Annotated in this window: 1 protein-coding gene; it reads left to right on the top strand. The window is 41.5% G+C overall.

Annotated features, from left to right (window positions below; all coding sequences use genetic code 11):
• Nucleotides 1–537: IS5 family transposase (locus GQ593_RS13435; protein WP_160432475.1), on the top strand; the 537-nt coding region annotated here is incomplete at both ends.

The following is a 537-nucleotide window of genomic DNA, read 5'->3' as shown; positions in this document are numbered from 1 at the left end:
AAATACCGGCCGAGTTTATAATAAATCCGAGCATCGGATGACGTTTGAAGGGATCCTTTTCCGAATGAGAACCGGTATTCCTTGGCGAGATTTGCCAGAAGAGTTTGGTGAATGGAGCACCGTCTATAGACGATTTAATTTGTGGTCTAAAAAAGGAATATTAGTTGATATTTTCAAACATTTATCACAACTAGCGGATTTTGAATGGGTGTTCCTAGATGGCTCGATTATCAGGGCTCATCAACACAGTACAGGCGCTGCAACGGAGCATTCCGAGCAAATAGGTCAGAGCTGTGGTGGTCATTCAACTAAAATTCATCTTGCGGTTGATAGTGGTGGTTTGCCTATTTGTTTTGAGCTTTCTGAAGGACAACGACATGATATCACTTATGCAGAAAACCTAGTTGAAAAGCTCGATGAAGTGAATACAGTGATAGCCGATAAAGGTTATGACAGCGAGCCTTTTCGGTGCTTTGTTCGTCAAAAAGGCGGACGAACGGTGATTGCTAAACGTAATTATGGTAAGGATATAGATAA

The organism is Gilliamella sp. Pas-s25, assembly GCF_009795885.1.
Classification (GTDB): domain Bacteria; phylum Pseudomonadota; class Gammaproteobacteria; order Enterobacterales; family Orbaceae; genus Gilliamella.
This window is presented reverse-complemented; position numbering and strand designations above follow the sequence as displayed.